The following is a 19,639-nucleotide window of genomic DNA, read 5'->3' as shown; positions in this document are numbered from 1 at the left end:
GTCCCCCGCGACGGGTGTCAGCGGTAGTCCTCCCAGCCGCCGTCGCCGCCCTTCTCCATGACCTCGGCGATGTAGCGCCACACCTGCGGCCGGCTGCCGTCCACGTCGGTGACGCCGTACGCCTGGGCCAGCTCGCCGCTGGTCACCGAGGACCCCGACCACCTGAGCCGGTCGGGGTCCTGGGCGAGGGCGGCCACGCCGCGACCGGCGTAGGCGGGGGTCTCGGAGACCATCCACGCGCTGTCCGCCTTCGCCTCGCGCCAGTTCTCCTCGGTGACGCCGAAGCCGTCCAGCATCGCCTCCGAGCGCAGGAATCCGGGCGTGACGGCCACCGCCGTCCCGCCGTACGGGCGCAGCTCGTGGGACCAGGCGAAGGCCAGCCGGTTGACCGACAGCTTGGCCAGGTCGAAGTAGACGTTCTCGCGGTAGCGGGTCCGGTGGAACTCCCAGGTGCCGTCGGTGACCTCCACGACCAGGCCGCCCTCGTGCCGGATCAGCAGCGGCAGCAGGTGGCGGGCGCTGATGAGGTGGGTGTCGACGGCCAGGCTGAGCAGGCGCAGCCCGTCGTCCAGGTCCTGCTCCCAGACGGGGGTCTCCCACTTCCACAGGTGGTCGCCGCCCCACACGTCGTTGACCAGCACGTCCAGCCGGCCCTGTTCCCGTTCGACGCGGGCGGCCAGTTCGGCCACCGCCGCCGGGTCCAGGAAGTCGACGGGGACCGCGATGCCCGTCCCGCCCGCCGCGCTCACCAGCTCGGCGGTCTCCTCGATCGTCTCCGGACGGTTCATCTCCGAACGGCGCTCGCGCGTGCTCCGTCCGGCGCAGTAGACCGTCGCCCCGGCCGCCCCGAGGGCGACCGCCATTCCTCGTCCCGTTCCGCGGGTCGCGCCCGCCACCACAACAATCACGGGCACGATCGTGGACCGGATACCCGCCACCTCCTGTCATGTTTTCCGGCAGAACGCTGTGATAAGTAGTTGATTACTATGAACAGCGAATTCGAGCTCCGCGGGGTCAACCACATCGCCCTGGTCTGCTCGGACATGAAGCAGACCGTCGACTTCTACTCCGGCGTGCTGGGCATGCCGCTGATCAAGACGATCGAGCTGCCCCCGGGCTGGGGCCAGCACTTCTTCTTCGACTGCGGCGGCGGCAACGCGCTGGCCTTCTTCTGGTTCCCCGACGCGCCCGAGGGCGTGCCGGGGGTCTCGGCGCCGAAGAACCTGCCGGACCGGGGCGAGCTGCTGTCGGCGGTCGGCTCGATGAACCACATCGCCTTCGACGTGCCGCCCGAGCGCATCGAGGAGTACCGCGACCGGCTGGTGGCCAAGGGCATCGACGTGGGCGTGCTGCTCAACCACGACGACAGCGAGTTCGGCGTGTCGGCCGCGATGCACGAGGGCGTCTTCGTCCGGTCCATCTACTTCAAGGACCCCGACGGGATCCTGGTGGAGTTCGCCGCCTGGACGCGGCCGGTCGGGCAGCCGGGCGACGTCCGGCACGAGCCCAGGACGGCCGCCGAGAGGACCGTCTGATGCCGCGCCTGCGCCGGGTGCCGCGCGAGGAGGTGACCGACCCCGTCGTCCGGTTCTTCCACGACCGGCTGCTGTCCCCCGACGGCACGGGGACGGCGACCGGCTCGCCGGGCGACTGGTGGACGGTCTTCGCCCTCGACCCCAAGATCTTCCGCCACTGCGTCAAGGGCTTCCAGATCTACCGGGAGTCGCAGCTGGACCCGGTGCTGCGCGAGCTGGGGCAGACCAGGGCGGGCTGGGCGCGGCAGAGCCAGTTCGTCTACTCCCAGCACTGCAAGCAGCTCAGGGCGCTCGGCGTGCCCGAGGAGAAGGTGCGGGCGGTGGCCTCCTGGCAGGTCAGCGACCGGTTCGGCGAGCTGGAGCGGGCGGTGCTGGCCTACACCGACGGCCTGGTGCTCGACGGCGGCCGGGTGCACGACGAGGTGTTCGCCGTGCTGCGCGCCCACCTGCCCGACGAGCAGATCCTGGAGCTGACCTACATCGTCTGCCTGTACGAGATGCACGCCACCATGGCGCGGGCGCTGCGGCTGGAGTTCGACGACCGCCCCGACCCGATCACCGAGGTGCCCGCTCCCGAGGGGTACGGGACGCGCGACATCGCCGACGAAGTGACCGTTCGTCGCGAGTAGCCGACCATTCGCCGATCGCCCGGTTCCGTGCGGGGCGGGAGCGACCTAACGTGCCGATGGCGAGGGGTGGCTTTGGTCTCACATATTGAGATTTCATCTCGACATTTAGGCCAAACCGTAATGTTCCGGACATTGGGTTTAATACCCCCGGAAAGCTAATCTCCCTCCATTGACGACATTGTCAGGAGCCGGTCAACACGCCGCTCCTGATCCCCCAATCGGAGGGCCGATGACTACCGGGGAATCCGGGCAGCCGCCGCGTACCGACCGCAGCCCGTGGAACTGGCTGCTGGTCGTGCCGATCGTGCTGCCGCTGCTGACGTTCCTGTTCAACTCCGACGAGCCGCGCCTGCTCGGCTTCCCGCTGTTCTACTGGCTGCAGCTCGCCTTCATCGTGGTCGGCGTCGGCTGCACCACGATCGTCTACAGGATGACCAAATGAGCGGGCACGTGACCGAGCTGGTCGTCTTCGGGCTGCTGTTCATCCTGGTCAGCGGCATGGGCTTCGTGGCGGCCCGCTGGCGGCGGCCCACCGACCTGGCCAGCCTCAACGAGTGGGGCCTCGGCGGCCGCAGCTTCGGCTCCTGGGTCACCTGGTTCCTGGTCGGCGGCGACCTCTACACCGCCTACACGTTCGTGGCCGTGCCCGCGCTGGTGTTCAGCTCCGGCGCGCTCGGCTTCTACGCGCTGCCCTACACCGTGGTGGTCTACCCGCTGGTGTTCCTGGTGCTGGCGCGGATGTGGTCGGTCTCGCACGTGCACGGGTTCGTCACGCCCGCCGACTTCGTCCGGGCCCGCTTCGGGTCGCCGACGCTGGCGCTGCTGATCGCCATCACGGGCCTGGTGGCCACGATGCCGTACATCGCGCTCCAGCTCGTCGGCATCGAGGCCGTGCTGAAGTCGATGGGCATCACCGGCCACCTGCCGATCATCATCGCCTTCGCGATCCTGGCGGCCTACACCTACCAGTCGGGCCTGCGCGCCCCCGCGCTGATCGCCTTCGTCAAGGACGCGCTGATCTACATCGTGATCCTGGCCGCGGTCATCTACATCCCGGCCAAGCTGGGCGGCTGGGGCAACATCTTCGACATGGCGCAGGCCAAGTTCGACAAGACGCCCGCGCCGGGCGACGGCATCCTGCTCAACGGCGCCAACCAGCTCCAGTACGTCACGCTGGCCTTCGGCTCGGCCCTGGCGCTGTTCCTCTACCCGCACAGCCTCACCGGCGTGCTGGCCTCCAAGAACCGCAACGTCATCAAGCGCAACATGTCGGCGCTGCCCGCCTACAGCTTCGTGCTCGGCCTGATCGCGCTGCTGGGCTTCATGGCCATCGCGGCCGGCACCAAGCCGGTCGACGGCGACCCGAACACGATCGTGCCGAACCTGTTCGACCAGCTCTTCCCCGACTGGTTCGCCGGCGTGGCGTTCGCGGCCATCGGCATCGGCGCGCTGGTGCCGGCGGCGATCATGTCGATCGCGGCGGCGAACCTGTTCACCCGCAACATCTACCGCGAGTACATCAACAAGCAGGCCACCGACGCCCAGGAGGCCAACGTCTCCAAGGTCGTCTCGCTGGTGGTCAAGGTGGGCGCGGTGCTGTGCATCCTGCTGCTCGACCCGCAGTTCTCGATCGACCTGCAGCTCATCGGCGGCGTGATCATCCTGCAGACGCTGCCGTCGGTGGCGCTCGGCCTGTACACGCGCTGGTTCCACAAGGGCGGCCTGATGGCCGGCTGGGCCGCGGGCCTGGCGGCGGGCATGTGGATGCTCTACCTCATCCCCAACCCGGCCAAGGGCAAGGAGCACTTCGGCGGCTCGGCCTTCAGCCTGTCGAACCTGGGCCTGGACACCAAGATGACCGTCTACGCGGGCTTCCTCGCGCTGATCGTCAACCTGGTCGTGGCCGCGGTCGCCACGCTGATCTTCCGGGCGGCCAAGGTGGCCGACGGCGCGGACGCCACCCGGCGCGGCGACTACTTCGCCGACGAGGGTGACCCGGACGTCAAGGACCTGGACCTGGCCGGGTCCCACTGACGTTCACGGCCGCTGGAGGTAGCCGGGATCGGCCACCTCCAGCTTGGCCCGGACGGCCTGGACCAGGGCGGCGGTGAGCGCGTCGTCGCCGTCGAAGCGGCCCGCGCGGACGGCGGCGGCCAGCTCGGCGTCGTCGGCCACGCCCAGCTCCGCCAGCCGCGCGGCGTGCTCGGCGGCCTGGTCCTGGCCCAGCTCGATCTCCCGCTCCACCATGGCGAGCACGTTGATCGCCACCCGCGTGTGGAAGCGCACCCGCCCCTCGACCGCGGGCAGCACGTCGTCCCGCAGGAACCCGCGGACGGCCGCGACGAGCTGCGCGGCGGTGGGCACGTCATGGGGCTGCGCCATCGGCGGCACTCCCGTCACCTCGGCTCCGGAGCCGTACGCCCGCGCACGGCCTGTCCTGAGCCCAGACATAAGGATCGCCGCCCTTCCCGTCAAGGCCCCCGGCCCGTGGATGACCTTTCTCCACCCCCGGGACGACAGACCTCCGCCCGCGATCGGCGTGTCTCTACCGGACCGCCCATACCGGCGCTGGCGGGCCCCCGCGCGACGATGGCACGCTTCCCGAGCGGCCCGGCCCTCCGGGGTCACGCGGACGGCCCGGACGGCTGGGAAAGTCGCCCGGCGCAGCTCCCGGCCCCCGGCTCACCGGGCCGCTCAGCCGCAGTCAACCCGAGGGAGCGCAGCATGAACGACGACGTACGCGTCAAGGCCTGCCGCATCAACGACCACGTGGAGCTCATCCACGAATCCTCCCCGGACGTGGTCCTGGAGATCCCGCGCCGCGACTGGCAGCGCTTCCTGGAGGCGGTCAGGTCGGGGGCGTTCGAGCTGGAGGTCCTGCCCCGCAAGGCCGAGGAGAACGCGGCCTGACCCCGTCCCCTCCAAAGGGCCCGGCGGCCGCGGACGTCCTGCGGCCGCCGGGCCCTTTCCCATGCCGCGGCGGGTCTGCGCGGTACGGACGGCCGCGGGCGGCACGATGGGGAGCCGGTTCTGTCGGTGGGCACGCGTACGGTCGTTCCAACCGGACGGTGGGTGATATGTCGGTGACCGAGGAGCAGGCCGCGGTGCTCGCCCTGACCAGGGCCACCGCCGGGCCGTGGCACCACACCGCGCGGGTCGTCGAGGCCCGGGGCAGCGCGCTGCGGCTGGCCCGCGGCGACCTCGGCGGGCTCGGCGAGCACGACAGGGCGCACGCGGCGCGGGTCGTCGCGCGGCTGCGGCCGGGCGACCTCGGCCGGGCCGAGGCGCTCATCGCCTCCTGCCCCGCCGCGCTGGTGACCGTGCTCGACGACGACTATCCGGGCAACCTGGCCTACGCCTACAACCTCCAGCCGTTCCTGTGGCTGCGCGGGCGGCTGGGGGCCGGCGACCACCGGTCGGTGGCGGTCACCGGCGACGCCCCCGGCGCCTGCGCCGCGGCCCGTGCCCTGGCCGCGGCCGGTCTGACCGTCGTGTGCGACGGGCCGCGCACCGCCGGTGCGGCGGTGGCGGCCGGCGGCCGCGCGATCGTGGTCGGCCCGGACGGCGGGCGGCCGCTCGCCGGAGGGCCGGGGGCCGTCGTGGGGGTGTCGCCGTTCTGGCCGGGCACGGCCGCCACGGCCCGGACGCGGGCGGTGACCGGGCTCGTGACCAGCGGTCTGGCCGCCGCGCTCTACGCCACCGGCGCCGGCGACGGCGAGCGGGCGGCGATGGCGCTGTCCCAGGGCAAGCACGTCTTCGCCGCGCCCGGCCTGCCCTGGACGCCCCGGCTGGCCTACCGGGGAGGAGTCACTGTCGTAGCGGGCATTGACGAGCTGGCGCGCCAGGCGGTCAATCTTGTAGATGTGACCCGGCTGACGACCGTCTTCTGACCGTGGGCGACGCCCGCGCGGTGACCGAGGCGTACCTGCAGATCTTCCGCAACGTCCCGGCCGCCGGCCCCGGCGTCTGCCGGATCTGCCACACCGGCGCCGGCGGGCCGTCCGGGCTCTGCGCCACCTGCGGGGTCACCACCCAGGGCCTGTACCGCCACACCGAGCACGTCGTGCCCGTCTCGCTGTGCGTGCGCGACGGCGACGGCGCCCAGCTGCACGCGATCGTGACCCGCCGCAGGGACCCGCCGGGCAGCGTGCGGCGGGTGCCCCTCCTGGCCGCCACCGTGGCCCGATTCCACCGCGCCCACTCCGCCTGCCTGACCCGGCTGGCCGGCGGCCCCTTCACGATGGTCACGACGCTGCCCAGCACCCGGCTCGACCGGCCCATCGAGGTCTTCCACCCGATGCCGCGGATCGTCGACATGGTCGGCGACCTGCGGGGGCTCCACCGTCCCGTGCTGATGGCCGGGTCGGCGCAGGCGGCCGAGAACCTCGCGCGGCGGCGGTCGGACGAGCGGGCCTTCCAGGTGCTGGGCCGCGTCGACGGCGCGCGGGTGCTGCTGGTGGACGACCTGTTCGTCTCCGGCGCGCACGTCCAGAGCGCGGCCTCGGCGCTCTACCTGGCCGGGGCGCGGGCGGTGGTCGCGCTGGTGATCGCGCGGCTGGTCTTCCCGCGCGCCGGCGGCGACACCGCCCGTCTGTGGGAGCGGGCCTGCGCCGAGCGGTTCGACTTCGGGCGTTGCTGCTGCGCGGGCGCGCCGACCGTTGACCGCGCAACGGATTTCGGTTGAGATCACCCCATGAGCTTCGCCGTACCCGAGCACGTCCGGCCGATCCGCGACGCCGTGCGCGCGTTCATGACCGAGCGCGTCGAACCGGCCGAGGAGGTGCTGCACGAGGGCGGGCCGCGGGCCGCCGCCACCATGGCCGGGCTGCGGGACGAGGCCAGGAAGGAGGGCCTGTGGGCCCTCGGCCACCCGCGCGAGCTGGGCGGCGGCGGGCTGCCGTTCCTCGACTACGTCTACGTCAACGAGATCCAGGGCCGCAGCGAGTACGGGCAGCTCGCCCTCGGCACGTTCACGCTGCAGGACTCGCTCATGCTGCACGAGCACGCCTCCCCCGAGCAGCGCGAGCGCTACCTGGAGCCGCTGGTGCGCGGCGACATCTCGCCCAGCTTCGCGATGACCGAACCGGCGGTCTCCAGCAGCGACCCCACCCAGCTCACCACCTCCGCCGTGCTCGACGGCGACGAATGGGTGATCAACGGGCACAAGTGGTTCACGACGGGCGCGTCGGTGGCGGCGTACACGACCGTGATGTGCCGGACCGAGCCGGACGCGCCGCCCCACCGGGCCTTCTCCATGATCCTCGTGCCGACGGACACGCCCGGCTACACGATCGTGCGCGAGACCCCGGTGCTCGGCCTCGACGGCGCGCACTGCGAGGTGCGCTACGACGACGTACGGGTGCCGACCGCGAACCTGCTGGGCGAGCGCGGGCACGGCTTCGTCATCGCCCAGCGGCGTCTCGGGCCCGGCCGGATATTCCACTGCATGCGCTGGCTCGGGCAGGCGCAGCGGGCCTTCGACCTGATGTGCCGGCGGCTGCACGCGCGCACCGCCTTCGGCGAGCCGCTGGCGGCCAAGCAGCTCATGCGCCGGCACGTGTTCGACTCCTACACCGAGATCCAGGCCGCCCGCCTGCTCACGCTGCAGGCCGCCGAGGCCGTGGACGCCGGCTCCCAGGCCCGCGTCGAGATCGGCGCGATCAAGGTGGTGGGGGCGCGCATGCTGCACAACGTCATCGACCGGGCCGTCCAGGTGTACGGCGCGGCGGGCCTGACCCCTGACACGCCGCTGGAGCGCATGTACCGGCACGCCCGCGCCGCGCGCGTCTACGACGGCCCCGACGAGGTGCACATCGACGCGGTCGGCCGCCGCCTCTTGGGCGCGTACGCGGCCGGCGGCGCCTGGGAGTTCGGCCCGCGATGAACCGCGTCGAGGCGATCGTCGGTGAGGTGTACGGCCCGGACGCGACCGTCCCGTACGCGGTCAGGCTGCCCGGCGGGGCCTCCAGGGAGAGCTGGGCCCTGGACGTGGTCGTCCCCGGCGGCGACCGGCACGAGCTGGTGCTCCGGCTCGACGGGCCGGGGGCCGCCCTGGAGGCGGGGACGGGACTGGCCCAAGAGGCGCGGCTGATGCGGGCGGCGGCCGGCGCCGGAGTGCCCGTGCCGCACGTGGTGGCGGCTGCGGGGCCGCCCGCCCGCCCACCGGCCGAACCGCCCGCCGGGCCGCCCGCCGGGCCGTACGTGCTGATGAGCCGGATTCCCGGCGAGACGATCCCGCGCCGGATCCTGCGGGACGAGGCGTACCGGGAGGCCAGGCCGAGGCTGGCCGCCCAGTGCGGGCGGGCGCTGGCGGCCATCCACCGCATGCCGCTGTCGTGCCTGCCCGCGACCGCCCCCGCGACCGAGCCCACGACCGAGCCCACGACCGGGCACGCGGCCGGGACCGGGCCCGAGACCGCGATCGAGACCGCGCCCGTGGCCGCGCCCGTGGCCGCGCCCGTGGCCGCCGACCCGCTGCGGCGCTGGCGTGACGTGCTCGATCTCACCGGCGAGCCGCATCCGGTGTTCGAGCTGGCCCTGCGCAGGCTGGAAGCCGGCCGGCCGCCCGCCGTCGCGGCGAGCGTCGTGCACGGCGACTTCCGCAACGGCAACCTGATCGTCGGCCCGGAGGGCGTCAGGGCCGTGCTCGACTGGGAGCTGGCCCACGCCGGCGACCCGCTGGAGGACCTGGGCTGGCTGTGCGTCAAGGCGTGGCGGTTCGGCTCGCCGCTGCCCGTGGGCGGGTTCGGCGGCTACGCCGAGCTGACCGCCGCCTACGAGGAGGCCGGCGGCCGTCCCGTCGACCTGGACGCGCTGCGCTGGTGGGAGACGTTCGGGGTGCTGAAGTGGGGGATCATCTGCGTCATGCAGACCATGCGGCACCTGCGCGGCGGCGCCTCCTCGGTGGAGCTGGCCGCCCTCGGCCGCCGCGCCTGCCAGAACGAGTGGGACCTGCTCGGCCTGCTGACCTGACCAGGCCGCCCGTCGCCGGCCCTCAACCCCCGGCGACGGCCGCCGCGATCACGTCGACCAGCCCCTCCACCACCTGCGAGCGGTCGACCTCCGGATGCTCCAGCCACCAGTCGCCCGTCGTCTGCACCATGCCGACGAACGCGTGGCCGAGCACCTGCGCCCGCACCGGGTCGGCCACCACCCGCTCGTCGGCCAGCACCCGGCCCAGCTCCTCGCCCAGGCCGCGCACGAGCGAGGTCATGTGGGAGCGGATGCGGGTGTCCTCGGCGCTGGCCCGGTGGAACAGGAAGCGGTAGAGGTCGAGGTTGGCCGAGATCAGGTCGAGATAGACGCCGATGGCGGCGCGGGCACGGGCCCGCAGGTCGGTGCCGGGCCCGGCGAACTGCGGGCGGAGCTGGGCGATCACCGTGCGCACGTGGCGGTCGGCCAGCGCCTGGTACAGGCCGCTCTTGTCGCCGAAGTGGCGGTAGAGGACGGGTTTGGTGATGCCGGCCTCGGCGGCGATGGCCGCCATCGACACCTCGGGGCCCTCGGCCAGGATGGCCCGGTCGGCGGCGTCGAGCAGCGCCCTGCGCCGGTCGGGGTCCCGTCTGCTCATCTGCTCAGGATAGATCGCAGACGACGCGGCAACAGCGCCGAGAAGACCAGTAACGCGCCGGTGTAGGCGTACAGGCCGGTCGCCCCGGCGAGGGTGCCGGGCGGCTCGGCCCACGGCGGCTCCCACAGGCCGGGCAGCGCGCCCGCCAGGCCGATCGCGGCCCGCAGGTCGAGGGCGAACAGCACGCCCGCCACGGCCAGCGGCAGCCCGCAGGCCAGCGCTGCGGCGGGCCAGGCGGCCAGCACCGCGACGATCAGGGCCGCCGCCGCCAGTAAGCCCAGCCCGGCGGGGGCCGGGGCGAAGGCCGCCTGTCCGGCCCGCAACGCTCTGGCGCCCGCCTCGGTCAGGTAGTAGACGGGGGGAACGGCGGCCAGACCCACGCCGACGCCGATCAGAACTCGTACCTCACCGGTCACAGAGGCCATCGTCCCCCGCTCACGGACGGCTCACGCGGCGGTTAGGTTTTTGGTCATGAAGAACACCGGCACAGGCCCAGGCGCCATCACCCCCGACGGATCCCCTGTGGACTTCTACACCCTCCTCCAGCCCGGCCGCGACGCCGACGTCGTCATCCAGGAGACCCCGCCGGGCGGGTCCGTCCTGGAGCTCGGCGCGGGCGTCGGCAGGGTCACCCACGCGCTCGTCGAGGCCGGGTTACAGGTCGTGGCCGTGGACGAGTCCACCGAGATGCTGGCCCACGTGCGCGGAGCCGAGACCGTGCACGCGCGGCTCCAGGACCTGCGGCTCGACCGGCGCTTCGACACCGTCACGCTGGCCTCCCAGCTCGTCAACGTGGTCGACGAGGAGGTCAGGCGGGCCTTCCTGGCGGCGTGCGCGCGGCACGTCAAGCCGGGCGGGGCGGTGCTCGTCCAGTGGATGACGGCCGAGCGGCACGACACCTGGCGGCCCGGCTCGGGCCGGACGGACGGCGACGTCACGATCACCCTGGCGGAGGTCGAGGAGATCTCCCCCGGCGTGTTCGCGGCGACCATGCGCTACGAGCACGGCGACCGGGTCTGGACGCAGTCGTTCACCTCGCGCCGCATGACGGACGACGACCTGGCCGCCGCCCTGGCCGTCGAAGGGCTGCGGCTGGAGCGGTTCCTCACCGAGGACCGCATGTGGTTCCTGGCCCGGCCCTTTACAAAGTAGATTTCGGTGTAAATACTGGGAAATACTGGAACTGTTGATACCCTCGCGCCATGAGTGACCCGCTGGACGAGCTGGAGCGGCGGATCGACGGGCTCCGGGCCGACGTGCGCAAAGCCATGCGCGTCAGGGACGGCGCGACGGCCCGCGTCCTGCGCGCAGAGCTGCGCGCCGCCGAGCGCGCCTGGGACGCCCTGGTGAGCGGCGAGCAGCCGCCCGCCAGGGCCCAGGGGCCCCGGCTGGTCACCGTCCGCGAGCAGGTGCACCAGGCGCTCGCGCTGCTCGGGGCCGCCGCGCAGCCGCGCCTGGTGGTGGCGGTCAGCGGCGCGTTCTTCGCCGGCACCATCCGCAGCGCCCAGCTCACCAGCCTGCGCCGCGACGAGGAGCGCTCGTTCCGGTCCACGCCGCACGGCAGGCCGTACTACCTGTGCGCGGCGCTGACCGACCGCCTCTCCCCCGCCCGCGGCCTGCTGACGCTCAGCACCTGGCCGCTGGAGCGGCGGGTGGTCGGCCCGCTAAGCCCCCGCGTCGACTTCCTGACCTGCGCCATCGCGGTGGCCTCGCACGACTGCGCGGACGAAGGGGCCCTGCGCTTACTGGCGCGGATGGCCAGGAACGTGCCCGGCGCCACGGTCGCCGACCTCGGCCCGCCCGACCGCCGGCGGATCGCCGAGGCGGCCAGGGCCGAGCTGGCGGTGCACGCAGAACGCGACACGCGCGACCGCGCCGAGCTGGCACGACGCGCCACATCCCAGCTCGGTGACGTGGCCAGGCTCTTCGGCGCCGCTACGCTGGGCACGATCAAGGAGGAGACAGCGACGTGAGCGGCTTGAGACGCGAGGACGGCCCGGCCCACCGGCTCGACGCGCTGCGCGGCACGACGCCGCCCAAGCCGCACGACGCCAGAGCGATCGCGGCCCTGGCCGCCAATCCCGGCTGCACCCGCCGGGCCCTCATGGACGGCGCCGGCGTCGACAAGGACGCCGCCGCCCGCCACCTGGGCTTCCCCGCGCCGTTCGGCCAGTCGCCGTTCGCGATCACCCGCGGGAACGCGTTCGAGGCGCTGGTCAAGGCCGACGGCTGCGCCGAGTTGCTGCGCATGCTGCGCGAGGTGCTGGACCTGCCGGTCGCCGAGGTGGCCTACCACGACGTGGAGAACGTCGGCGCCCACCTGCGCCACACCCACACCCGCGCCCTGTTCGACCGGGCGGCGCGCGGCGACCAGGACGCCGGCACGCTGTTCGACCACCCGCTGCTCAGCCTGGAGATCGCCGGCCACACCGCGTTCCTCGAACCCGACGTGGTCGCCTTCCAGCTCGGCGGGCGCTTCCACGTGGTGGAGATCAAGTCGTTCGCGGTGGTCGACGGGCAGGCCGAGCCGGCCGCGGTGGCCGCCGCCGCCCGCCAGGCCGCGGTCTACGTGCTGGCGCTGCGCACGATGCTGGCGGAGCTGGGGCACGACCCGCTCACCGTCTCCCACGACGTGGTGCTGGTGTGTCCCGAGAACTTCGCCAACCGGCCGGTGGCGACCCTGGTCGACGTGCGCAGGCAGCTCGCCGTGCTGCGCCGCCAGCTCACCCGGATGACCGGCCTCGACCGGCTGCTCGCGGCGCTGCCCGACGACCTCAGCTTCGACCTGCGGCCCGGCGAGGACGGCCGGCCCACCCGCCCGGTCGCCGAGCTGGCCGACGCGCTGCGCAGGACCACCGCCCGCTACGCGCCCGACTGCCTGTCCGCGTGCGACCTGTGCTTCTTCTGCCGCGACGAGGCCCGCCAGGAGGGCGCCTCCGACCTGCTCGGCCGCCAGGTGCGCGACGAGCTGGGCGGGGTCGCCTCGGTGGCCGAGGCGCTGGGCCTGGCCGACGGCCTGCGCGACCCGGCCGACGGCCAGGAGGAGATCGCCGGCCTGCTCCGCAACGCCGAACGCCTGCGCAGGGAGTGCCTCAGTTGAGCCTGCTCACCTCGCTCGCCCGGCTGCGCGCCCTGCGGGAGGGCATCGCCCAGCCCGTCGCCACGGTCCGCCACTGCCACGTGGGCGCGCGGCCGATGGTGTTCATCCCGCTCAAGCTGTCGGGCGAGGCCGCCGCGCCGCTGGCCGCCATGCTCGGCACCGACCGCGACCGGCCGCGCCTGCTCGTCGTCACCCAGCCGCGCAACCGCGACCTGCGCTTCGCCTGGGCCGCCGAGCTGGCCGGGGTGCTGCTGCCGTACGTCGAGGGGTTCACCGCCGACACCGAGACGGTGGAGCGCAAGAACGCGGACCCCTACGAGCGGGCGCTCGACGCGCCGCAGCTCGTCCTGCCGAACCAGGCGGGCGTCGGCTTCGCCAGGCTGCTCGGCCGCTCCACGCGCTTCCGCAGGCCCGACGGGCCCTACCCGGTGCCGCCGGAGGTGCCGCTGCTGGGGCGGTGGCTGACGTACTTCGCGGAGCGGGCCGCCTACCCGGGCTCGTCGCTGACGCTGGCCGCGACCGAGGAGCTGGGCCGCCACTGGGCCAGCGGGCAGAGCGCGCTGGAGGACGCCAACCTGGCCGCGCTGCTGTCCTGGATCACCCAGGGGCCTTCCGACGACGCCGAGGACCCGCTGATCTGGCCGCCCGCCGGGCCCGCGACCGATCCCGGCTTCGACGCCGAGGTGCTCGCGCCGGCCATCGAGAGCGAGTCGCCCGAACGGGTCGCCGAGGCGCTGCGCACCCAGCTCGAACCCACCTGGCGGCTGATGTGGCAGGCGCTCGACCTGCTGGCCGGGCTGGAGCCGGGCGCGAGCGTGGCGCAGCGCTGGGAGCAGGACCGCGGCTCGTTCAGCGCCATGGCCGCCCACATCGCCGAGGGCGCGCCGCCGCAGGCCAGGCGCGACGGCGCGGTGGCCGCCGCGGCCAAGCTGGCCCGCATGGAACGTGCCCAGGCCGCCTACGACGTGCAGCGCGCCTACGACGACCCGCTGGTGATGGCCGAGTACCGGCTGACCGGCGAGGCGTTCGCCGGCGAGGTGGTCGAGACCGTCCCCGACAACGTCGAGGGCGAGGGCCGTTCGCGCAAGCTGCGCCCGCTGGTGGTGCTCAAGACCGACGACCCGGTACGCCTGCCGCCCGGCGCCTCGCTCGGCACCCCGCAGCGCCGCGGCCAGGGCGCCGAGCTGGTGGAGGCGCACGGCGGGCTGATCACCCTGAAGATCACCAAGGGCATGGGCCGGGGGAAGACTCCCGCCCCCGGCGCCGTGCCGGAGATCGGCGAGCGGGTCTGCTACACCTCGCTGACCGACGACTTCCAGGGCTCGCCGGCGCTGCCCGAGGCCGAGGCCACGCCGTGGACGCACGGCGGGCCGCCGCAGGAGTACATCCCCGCCGACGAGGACGCCCAGGAGGAATGGTCGTGAGCGAGAGCCCGGAGCAGGTGATCGCGAACGTCCTGGCCGACCTGCCCAGGAACCGCGGCGTCGTGGTCGACTCCCCGCCCGGCGCCGGGAAGTCCACGCTGGTCGTGCGCGCCGCCGCGCACATCGCCGCCACCGGCGAGCCGCTGATGATCGTCGCCCAGACGAACGAGCAGGTCGACGACCTGGTGGCCCGCATCTCCGACAAGCATCCGCACCTGAAGGTCGGTCGGCTGTCGGCCGGCGGGTACGTGCCCCACCCGCGCATGCTGGAGCTGCCCGGCGTCACCGTCGGCACCAGGATCCAGGACCTCGGCGACCCCGACATCGTCATCGCCACGGCCGACAAGTGGGCGTGGATCTCCGGCCGGGTGTGGCCGTGGGCGATCGTGGACGAGGCGTACCAGATGCGCTCGGACAAGCTGTTGCGCATCGCGGGGCTGTTCGAGCGGGCGCTGTTCGTCGGCGACCCCGGACAGCTCGACCCGTTCTCGATCGTCGACGGCGACCGCTGGTCGGGGTTGTCGTGGGACCCGCTGCAGAGCGCGGTGGCGGTGCTGCTGCGGCACAACCCGGAGTTGCCGGTCCACCGGTTGCCGGTGTCCTGGCGGCTGCCGGCCTCGGCCGCGCCGGTGGTGTCGAAGGCGTTCTACCCGTTCACCGGGTTCCGGTCGGGCACCTCGGCGGGCGACCGGCGGCTGGAGCTGACCGCCGGCGGCATGGGCACCGTGCACGACCGCGCGCTGGAGGAGGCCGCCCGGTCGGGGTGGGCGCTGCTGGAGCTGCCCGAGCGGCACACCGTGCGTACCGACGGCGAGGCCGTGCAGGCGGTGGCGCTGCTGGCGGCGCGGCTGCTGCAGCGCGGGGCCGTGGCCGCCTCGGAGCAGGGCGAGCGGCCGGTGACCGCCGACCGGATCGCGGTCGGCGCGGCCCACCGCGACCAGGTGGCCGCGATCAGGAACGCCGGGCTGCCGCCGGAGATCACCGTGGACACCGCCAACCGCCTCCAGGGCCGCGAGTACGACGTGACGATCGTGCTGCACCCGCTGTCGGGCCGCCGCGACGCCACCGCCTTCCATCTGGAGTCGGGGCGGCTGTGCGTGCTGGCCTCGCGCCACCGGCACGCCTGCGTGATGGTGGCGCGGGCGGGCATCGCCGAGCTGCTGGACGCCCACCCGTCGGCCGAGCCGGTGCAGCTCGGGGTGCCGGTGAAGTTCCCCGACGGCTGGGAGGCCAACCAGTCGGTGCTGGAGCACCTGGCCCGCCACCGGGTCTAGCGGCGGGCCCGCCACCGGGTAGGGCGGGACGGCGTCAGAGGCGGCGCCGCCAGACGTCGATGGCCAGCACGCGGCGCATGCCCGCCGACTCGTACAGGCCCAGGGCGGGGGTGGTGTTGTTGCTGTCCACGTGCAGGATCGTGCCCTTGCGGCCTCTGGCGGCGTCGGCGGCGAAGGCGTGCCGGAGCAGGAAGCGGCCCAGACCCCGGCCGCGGAAACCCGGGTGCACGGCGAGCGTGGCGACGTAGCCGCAGTCTTCGTCGGGGACGAACTGGTTGCTGCCGATCAGCACGCCGGCGGGCTCCCCGTCGATCCTGGCCAGGGTGAGCTGGCTCCAGTCGGTGACGCTCTGGGCCTGGCGGCGCTCGTACCAGTGGTCGTAGTCGACCGGGACGAAGCCGAAGTGCTCGGCGAAGCCGATCTGGTGCACCTCGTGCGCGGCGCGGCGGGTCTCTTCGTCCTCGCCCGTGTGCAGGGTGAGGCCGGGCGGCGGCGTGGGCGCCTCGACGGGGGACGCGTGGTCGGCGCGCATGCGGTGGAAGCTGGTGCCGGGCTCGAAGCCCTGCTCCTTGGCGTAGGACTGCTTGTCCTGGTCGGCGCGGTAGATGCCGATGTCGAGGGTGACGCCGTCGTGGCCGCGTTCGGCGCCGAGCTCGCGGGCGCGGGCGGTGACCGTGTGCCACAGCTCCTGCCGCAGGTCGTCCAGGCCGGAGCGGGTGATGACCTCGATGTTGACCAGGTCGCTGTCGCCCACCCGGCAGGCCCAGGCCCAACCGGCCAGGCGGCCGGTCTCGTCGTGGGCCAGCCAGCCGTCCCTGTCGAGGTCGAAGCCCGGCTCGGCCAGCTCGTCGGCGATGTCGTCGAGCGTCATGTCGGGCGACCCGATGACCTCGGTGTCGTAGGCCGCGACCAGCTCGTGGATGGCCGCGGCGTCGTCGACCCGGGGGCGGCGCAAGATGTGCATGGACAGGATTGTGCACACTACGCCCACCCCGGCGCCTCCCATTTTTCCCGGGGTGGCTAGGCTGGGCGGGTGGTCGACAGGAAGCCGCTGCACATCGAGGTCGCCACCCCCGACGCGACGACCGTCGCGCTCGCCCTCAGCGGCGACCTCGACTACGAGTCCGTCAGCCGGCTGGGCGAATTCCCCGTCCCCGCCGGCTGCACCGCGATCGACGTCGACCTGTCCCGGCTGACCTTCGTCGACTCCTCCGGCCTGGCCGGGCTCGTCCGCCTCCAGCTGAGGGCCGCGGACGCCGGCGCCGTGGTGCGGGTGGTGGCGCTGACGCCCTATCTGCGCAGCCTGTTCCAGCTGACGGCGATCGACCGGCTGTTCAGCCTGCCGCCGGGCTGACCGCCTCCTGCGGAGCCGCCTCCGCGGGCGCGCCGCCGCGCAGCGGGATCTCCTTGATGAAGGCCGCCAGCAGCGGCACCACGACGGCGAAGGCGATGGCCCACCAGAACACGTCGGAGATCGAGATCGCCAGCGACTCCAGGATCCCGGTGCGCATCTGCGGGACCCGTTCGAGCTGTTTGGGGTCCATCCGGGCGCCGCCGGAGGTCATGCGCTCGGCCGCCTGGGCGCCGAAGCGGCCGGTCAGCTCCGACAGGTAGTGGTTGTTGAAGATCGCGCCGAACAGCGAGACGCCGAACGAGCCGCCGATCGACCGGAAGAACGTGGTGGCGCTGCTGGAGACGCCGAGGTCCTTCTGCTCGACGCTGTTCTGCGCGATGAGCATGGTGGTCTGCATGAGGAAGCCCATGCCGAGGCCGAGCACGGCGATGTAGAGGCCGGTCTGCCAGGAGGCCGTGTCGACCCCCATCGTGGACAGCAGCCACATGCCGGCGGCCATGCCGACGCCGCCGATGATCGGGTAGATCTTGTACTTGCCGGTGCTGGTGATGGCCTTGCCGACGAACAGCGACACGACCATGGCCGAGGCCATCATGGGCAGCAGCAGCAGACCGGAGTTCGTGGCCGTGGCGCCCTGGACGGTCTGCTGGAACAGCGGCAGGAAATTGATCGCGCCGAACATGGCGAAGCCGAGCAGGAAGCCGATGCCCGAGATCAGGGTGAAGTTGCGGTTGCGGAACAGCTGCAGCGGCATGATGGGCTCGGCCACGCGGCGCTCGACCACGATGAATCCGGCCAGGAAGACCACGGCGACCGCGATCAGGGTGAGGATCTGCCAGGAGCCCCAGGTGTACTCGTTGCCGCCCCAGGTGGTGATGAGCACCATCGCGGTGATGCTGACCGACAGCAGGACCGCGCCCGCCCAGTCGATGCGCACCTTGTTGTGCGTCCGCGGCAGGTGGAGGTTGAGCGCGAGCAGGACCAGCGCGACCGCGCCGACCGGCAGGTTCACGTAGAAGGCCCAGCGCCAGTCGAGGTGGTCGGTGATGAAGCCGCCGACCAGCGGGCCGGCGATCATCGCCAGCGACATGACGCCGGCCATGATGCCCTGGTACTGGCCGCGCTCGCGGGGCGGCACCAGGTCGCCGATGATGGCCATGACGTTGACCATGAGGCCGCCGGCGCCGAGGCCCTGGATCGCGCGGAAGGCGATCAGCTCGGTCATGCCGTCGGCGGGGCCGCCGAGCATGGAGGAGCCGGCCATGCCGCACAGAACTGAGCCGATCATGAAGATGACGATCGAGGTGATGAAGATGGTCTTGCGGCCGTACAGGTCGCCGATCTTGCCCCAGATCGGGGTCGAGACGGTCGTGCCCAGGACGTAGGCGGTCACCACCCACGACAGATGCGTCAGGCCCCCTAACTCGCCCACGATGCGTGGCATGGCCGTGCCCACGATCATGTTGTCCAGCATGGCCAGCACCATGGCCAGCATCAGGCCCGGCAGGACGACCATGACCTCGCGGCGCCGTCCGACTGCCTCCGCCACTGCACACCCCCAGATTTGATCTTGCTTACTTGCCGACCGGCAAGCTTAGAATAAGCTAGATACTTACTTGCCGACCGTCAAGTCGAAACAGGTGCAAAGTGCGGGAAGACACGCGGGCGCGGATCCAGGAGATCGCGCTGAAACTCTTCACGGAACAGGGTTACGAGGCGACCTCGCTCCGCGAGATCGCGGAAGAGCTGGGCGTGACCAAGGCCGCGCTGTACTACCACTTCAAGACCAAGGACGACATCATCGGCAGCCTGGTCGACCTCCGGGTGGCCGAGCTGCAGGAGCTGCTGGAGTGGGCCAGGAACGCGCCGAAGACCCCCGAGACCCGCCGCGAGCTGCTCGCGCGCTACGCCGAACGGCTGCGCCAGCCCCGCTATCTGGCCGTCGCCCGCTTCCTGGAGAGCAACCAGACGGCGATGCGCAACCATCCCCAGCTGGCCAAGATGCGCGACACGATGATGGAGCTCACCGCCGAGATGAGCGACGCCGGCGCCACGCCCACCGAGCGCATCAGCCGCTCGCTGGCGCTGTTCGCGCTGCACGCGGGCAAGTGGCTGTCGATGGCCGGCGAGGGGCTGACCGAGGAGGAGATCGACAAGGCGTGCATGGAGGTGGCGCTGCGGCTCGTGGAGCAGTAGCGGCCCCTGTGGCCCTCTGACGGCGGAACGGACGATTGGCGCGCCGGATCCGGGGCAGAAGGCTCGCACGCATCCAGACGGGAGGAGACGCAGTGGAGGCGACGATAGCGCTCCGACTGCCCAGGGATGCGGCGAGCGTCCCGCTGATCAGGCAGATGCTGGACGGCACGCTGCGGTCGCTCGGCGTCGAGGCCCAGATTCGCGACGACATCGAGTTGATGCTGACCGAGGCGTGCGCGAACGTGATCAAGCACGCCACGCCCAGCGACGACTACACCGTCAGCGCCTGCGTGCGCGACGACCTGTGCGTCATCAAGGTCATCGACACGGGGGGCGGTTTCGACCCGGACAAGGTGATCGAACCCGGCCCGGGGGCCGAGCACGGACGGGGTCTGCAGATCATGCGCGCGCTCGCCGACGACATCCGGTTCACCAACGTGCGTGAGAACGGGGCGATGGTCTGCCTGGAGAAGAAGCTGCGCTTCGCCCCCGGGGCGGCTGGACAGCATCTCATCGCCAGGTGACCCGCACACCGGGGGCCGGGCCGCCGCGTCAGC

23 protein-coding genes are annotated in these 19,639 nt (G+C 72.7%); 17 read left to right on the top strand and 6 right to left on the bottom strand.

The features are described from left to right. Positions 1-17: 17 nt before the first annotated feature. Positions 18-908: an SDR family oxidoreductase gene (locus ABZ459_RS26890; RefSeq protein WP_357975531.1), complete on the bottom strand. Its 891-nt coding sequence runs from the start codon at positions 906-908 to the stop codon at positions 18-20. 78 nt (positions 909-986) lie between these two features. On the opposite strand from ABZ459_RS26890, the gene ABZ459_RS26885 reads away from it, so the two are divergent. The 4 genes from ABZ459_RS26885 (at position 987) to mctP (ending at position 4,198) form a co-directional block, all read left to right on the top strand. Beyond that, entirely contained in the window at positions 987-1,535 is a 549-nt protein-coding gene (locus ABZ459_RS26885; protein ID WP_357975528.1) for a VOC family protein, read from the top strand. Further along, positions 1,535-2,164 carry a carboxymuconolactone decarboxylase family protein gene (locus ABZ459_RS26880; protein ID WP_357975525.1) on the top strand — a complete coding sequence of 210 codons (630 nt, stop codon included), beginning with the start codon at positions 1,535-1,537 and terminating at the stop codon, positions 2,162-2,164. Before ABZ459_RS26885 ends, ABZ459_RS26880 begins: the two co-directional genes overlap by 1 nt. A gap of 229 nt (positions 2,165-2,393) precedes the next feature. After that, positions 2,394-2,606 (top strand): DUF3311 domain-containing protein, encoded by a 213-nt coding sequence (locus ABZ459_RS26875; protein WP_352329975.1) that lies wholly within the window; start codon positions 2,394-2,396, stop codon positions 2,604-2,606. Continuing rightward, a complete protein-coding gene (gene mctP / locus ABZ459_RS26870) occupies positions 2,603-4,198 on the top strand; it encodes a monocarboxylate uptake permease MctP (protein WP_357975522.1) in 1,596 nt (531 codons plus the stop codon). The genes ABZ459_RS26875 and mctP overlap by 4 nt, the downstream gene beginning before the upstream one ends. Positions 4,199-4,201: 3 nt before the next feature. Here the strand turns inward: mctP and ABZ459_RS26865 are convergent, their stop codons facing one another. After that, positions 4,202-4,546, bottom strand: a complete 345-nt coding sequence (locus tag ABZ459_RS26865) for a DUF6285 domain-containing protein (RefSeq protein WP_357975519.1) — start codon at positions 4,544-4,546, stop codon at positions 4,202-4,204. A 342-nt stretch (positions 4,547-4,888) separates the two neighbouring features. Between ABZ459_RS26865 and ABZ459_RS26860 the strand changes: the two genes are divergently transcribed. The 5 genes from ABZ459_RS26860 (at position 4,889) to ABZ459_RS26840 (ending at position 9,136) form a co-directional block, all read left to right on the top strand. Beyond that, positions 4,889-5,074, top strand: a complete 186-nt coding sequence (locus ABZ459_RS26860) for a hypothetical protein (RefSeq protein WP_357975516.1) — start codon at positions 4,889-4,891, stop codon at positions 5,072-5,074. 167 nt (positions 5,075-5,241) lie between these two features. Then, positions 5,242-6,054, top strand: a complete 813-nt coding sequence (locus tag ABZ459_RS26855) for a hypothetical protein (protein ID WP_357975513.1) — start codon at positions 5,242-5,244, stop codon at positions 6,052-6,054. Positions 6,055-6,056: 2 nt separating this feature from the next. Then, positions 6,057-6,848: a hypothetical protein gene (locus ABZ459_RS26850; RefSeq protein ID WP_357975510.1), complete on the top strand. Its 792-nt coding sequence runs from the start codon at positions 6,057-6,059 to the stop codon at positions 6,846-6,848. Positions 6,849-6,857: 9 nt separating this feature from the next. Beyond that, positions 6,858-8,048, top strand: coding sequence for an acyl-CoA dehydrogenase family protein (locus ABZ459_RS26845; protein WP_357975507.1), 1,191 nt, complete (start codon positions 6,858-6,860; stop codon positions 8,046-8,048). Then, positions 8,045-9,136, top strand: coding sequence for a phosphotransferase family protein (locus ABZ459_RS26840; RefSeq protein WP_357975504.1), 1,092 nt, complete (start codon positions 8,045-8,047; stop codon positions 9,134-9,136). Before ABZ459_RS26845 ends, ABZ459_RS26840 begins: the two co-directional genes overlap by 4 nt. 22 nt (positions 9,137-9,158) lie before the next feature. Here ABZ459_RS26840 and ABZ459_RS26835 read toward each other — a convergent pair whose 3' ends face one another. Both ABZ459_RS26835 and ABZ459_RS26830 read right to left on the bottom strand, forming a co-directional pair. Then, positions 9,159-9,734 carry a TetR/AcrR family transcriptional regulator gene (locus ABZ459_RS26835; RefSeq protein ID WP_357975501.1) on the bottom strand — a complete coding sequence of 192 codons (576 nt, stop codon included), beginning with the start codon at positions 9,732-9,734 and terminating at the stop codon, positions 9,159-9,161. Continuing rightward, positions 9,731-10,150, bottom strand: a complete 420-nt coding sequence (locus tag ABZ459_RS26830) for a hypothetical protein (RefSeq protein WP_357975498.1) — start codon at positions 10,148-10,150, stop codon at positions 9,731-9,733. Before ABZ459_RS26830 ends, ABZ459_RS26835 begins: the two co-directional genes overlap by 4 nt. A 55-nt stretch (positions 10,151-10,205) precedes the next feature. Here ABZ459_RS26830 and ABZ459_RS26825 point away from each other — a divergent pair, with 55 nt between their 5' ends. The 5 genes from ABZ459_RS26825 to ABZ459_RS26805 are packed head-to-tail and all read left to right on the top strand — an operon-like array spanning position 10,206 to position 15,532. Next, on the top strand, positions 10,206-10,886 hold the full coding sequence (locus ABZ459_RS26825; RefSeq protein ID WP_357975495.1) for a class I SAM-dependent methyltransferase: 681 nt from the start codon (positions 10,206-10,208) through the stop codon (positions 10,884-10,886). Between the two features lie 50 nt (positions 10,887-10,936). Continuing rightward, positions 10,937-11,707 carry a hypothetical protein gene (locus ABZ459_RS26820; protein WP_357975492.1) on the top strand — a complete coding sequence of 257 codons (771 nt, stop codon included), beginning with the start codon at positions 10,937-10,939 and terminating at the stop codon, positions 11,705-11,707. Beyond that, a complete protein-coding gene (locus ABZ459_RS26815; RefSeq protein ID WP_357975489.1) occupies positions 11,704-12,834 on the top strand; it encodes a hypothetical protein in 1,131 nt (376 codons plus the stop codon). The genes ABZ459_RS26820 and ABZ459_RS26815 overlap by 4 nt, the downstream gene beginning before the upstream one ends. Further along, entirely contained in the window at positions 12,831-14,258 is a 1,428-nt protein-coding gene (locus ABZ459_RS26810) for a hypothetical protein (RefSeq protein WP_357975486.1), read from the top strand. The genes ABZ459_RS26815 and ABZ459_RS26810 overlap by 4 nt, the downstream gene beginning before the upstream one ends. After that, entirely contained in the window at positions 14,249-15,532 is a 1,284-nt protein-coding gene (locus tag ABZ459_RS26805) for an AAA family ATPase (protein ID WP_357975484.1), read from the top strand. The genes ABZ459_RS26810 and ABZ459_RS26805 overlap by 10 nt, the downstream gene beginning before the upstream one ends. A 34-nt stretch (positions 15,533-15,566) precedes the next feature. On the opposite strand, the gene ABZ459_RS26800 is transcribed toward ABZ459_RS26805, so the two are convergent. Beyond that, positions 15,567-16,496 (bottom strand): GNAT family N-acetyltransferase, encoded by a 930-nt coding sequence (locus tag ABZ459_RS26800; protein WP_357975481.1) that lies wholly within the window; start codon positions 16,494-16,496, stop codon positions 15,567-15,569. Positions 16,497-16,565: 69 nt separating this feature from the next. Here ABZ459_RS26800 and ABZ459_RS26795 point away from each other — a divergent pair, with 69 nt between their 5' ends. After that, on the top strand, positions 16,566-16,886 hold the full coding sequence (locus ABZ459_RS26795) for an STAS domain-containing protein (RefSeq protein ID WP_357975478.1): 321 nt from the start codon (positions 16,566-16,568) through the stop codon (positions 16,884-16,886). On the opposite strand, the gene ABZ459_RS26790 is transcribed toward ABZ459_RS26795, so the two are convergent. After that, on the bottom strand, positions 16,867-18,435 hold the full coding sequence (locus tag ABZ459_RS26790) for an MDR family MFS transporter (protein ID WP_357975475.1): 1,569 nt from the start codon (positions 18,433-18,435) through the stop codon (positions 16,867-16,869). The genes ABZ459_RS26795 and ABZ459_RS26790 overlap by 20 nt on opposite strands. 98 nt (positions 18,436-18,533) lie before the next feature. Between ABZ459_RS26790 and ABZ459_RS26785 the strand changes: the two genes are divergently transcribed. Together ABZ459_RS26785 and ABZ459_RS26780 are read left to right on the top strand one after the other, a co-directional pair. Next, positions 18,534-19,082, top strand: coding sequence for a helix-turn-helix domain-containing protein (locus ABZ459_RS26785; protein WP_357975472.1), 549 nt, complete (start codon positions 18,534-18,536; stop codon positions 19,080-19,082). A 92-nt stretch (positions 19,083-19,174) separates the two neighbouring features. Further along, positions 19,175-19,606 carry an ATP-binding protein gene (locus ABZ459_RS26780; protein ID WP_357975469.1) on the top strand — a complete coding sequence of 144 codons (432 nt, stop codon included), beginning with the start codon at positions 19,175-19,177 and terminating at the stop codon, positions 19,604-19,606. The last annotated feature ends 33 nt before the right edge of the window (positions 19,607-19,639 follow it).

This window comes from Nonomuraea sp. NPDC005692 (assembly GCF_040631115.1).
Lineage (GTDB): Bacteria > Actinomycetota > Actinomycetes > Streptosporangiales > Streptosporangiaceae > Nonomuraea.
This window is presented reverse-complemented; position numbering and strand designations above follow the sequence as displayed.